Genomic DNA, 1367 nt, shown 5'->3' on the forward strand with positions numbered 1-1367 from the left:
GGGAATATTGACACGAAAGTCTATACGCATATCTATTAAACATCGATTTAGTAATGTTTTTAGAGTTTAGAGTTTTGTGTCACTCGTCACTTAATATATTTCCATCCCTATATAAATGAGATGAAAAATCCCTGCTCTCCTCCCTTTTTGATTATGGTATGATTGAAACAGTCCATAATTTAGGAGTGAAATCATGAGTGTACATAAAGATTTAATCAAACATGCTGCTAATCAGAATAAAACTTACCAAGAGTTTCTGACTCTGGATCAACAGCGTGAAATCTATATTGAGGAAGCAATTGAATTATGTAAACAAGGCAATCCCTTTTCAACAGATAAAATAAATGAAGTAACGAATATGATTAATAATATTAATCTGCGATTTATTCCGACAAGGAAAAACGTTTCGGTTGAGATGGTTCAAGATTACGTAAAATCAATTACAAAAAATCAATAAACGGTGGTGGCTGCTACGATAAACTTAACGAAAAGGAGAAGGGAATTTTTAGACCAGATTTGGCATCAGTATCAAACAACCAATCTTCCTGTTCATTATTCGGAAGTGGCAGAAGCAATTGGTGTAAGTAAATGGACTGCATACGATGTTTTGAAGACCCTCGAATGTCAGGGACTTTTAAAAATAACTTATGCTACCAACGAAAACGAAACAGGACGATCCGTTGTGGTCTTCTCCCCTACAGAAATGGCGGATCGTTTGTTTCAAAAAGAAAGAAGAAAAATTTCGAATCCTGAAGAATGGGAAATGATTCTCAACCAGGCAACAAACTTAATTGAAAATCAGCAAAATCTCCCTTTGATGGATGGGATCAATAATATATTGGAGCAAATGAAAAATGTCGATGTTAAGCTGGAATTCTGTGCTTACTTCCTTTGCGTGCTAATTATTTTCCTAAAAAGCCTTGGTAATCCTGTTAAGGAACTAACTGTCAATGTGGTGAATGCATCACAAGAATCAAAAGTGCAGCTTACTGTATTTGTCGGTGCTGTTGTTGGAATGATTATTCAGTCAGTAGGTGAGGAATTAAGTCCTGAAATGGTCACATTGGTACAACAGTTTTTTGATAATGCGAATCAGCTTAATTCAAAAGAATTGGAAATATTAATTTCGTTTATTATACAAAGTTAATTTTAGTAGGTAAACCTTTCTCCTCCTCAAACCTCCAGCCCTATCAATTTTTTGGTCAGCCCGATATATCCGGTTGGCTTTTTTTATGTAGAGTACCACTATTATGATCAATTAAAGCATTTTTCTTGTCCTTTAATCATACCATTAAACATGTTTTCGGAATTTTTATTATATTCATAATATTCTTCTTGACATAACTAAAATAAATAATATATATATG

General features: G+C 33.7%; 2 protein-coding genes. Both read left to right on the forward strand.

Features of this window, described 5'->3' with window-relative positions; translation table 11 throughout:
- Nucleotides 1-193: 193 nt before the first annotated feature.
- Complete coding sequence (locus V7150_RS25790; RefSeq protein WP_335523995.1) at nucleotides 194-457, forward strand: DUF2533 family protein; 264 nt, start codon at nucleotides 194-196, stop codon at nucleotides 455-457.
- A gap of 6 nt (nucleotides 458-463) precedes the next feature.
- Entirely contained in the window at nucleotides 464-1147 is a 684-nt protein-coding gene (locus tag V7150_RS25795; protein ID WP_335523997.1) for a MarR family winged helix-turn-helix transcriptional regulator, read from the forward strand.
- Nucleotides 1148-1367: the final 220 nt, after the last annotated feature.

This window comes from Neobacillus drentensis (assembly GCF_036965245.1).
In the GTDB taxonomy this organism is placed as follows: domain Bacteria; phylum Bacillota; class Bacilli; order Bacillales; family Cytobacillaceae; genus Neobacillus; species Neobacillus drentensis_G.

Coding starts and splice junctions, on each gene's coding strand:
- V7150_RS25790 (WP_335523995.1), top strand. CDS start 194: ATGAGTGTACATAAAGATTTAATCAAACATGCTGCTAATCAGAATAAA.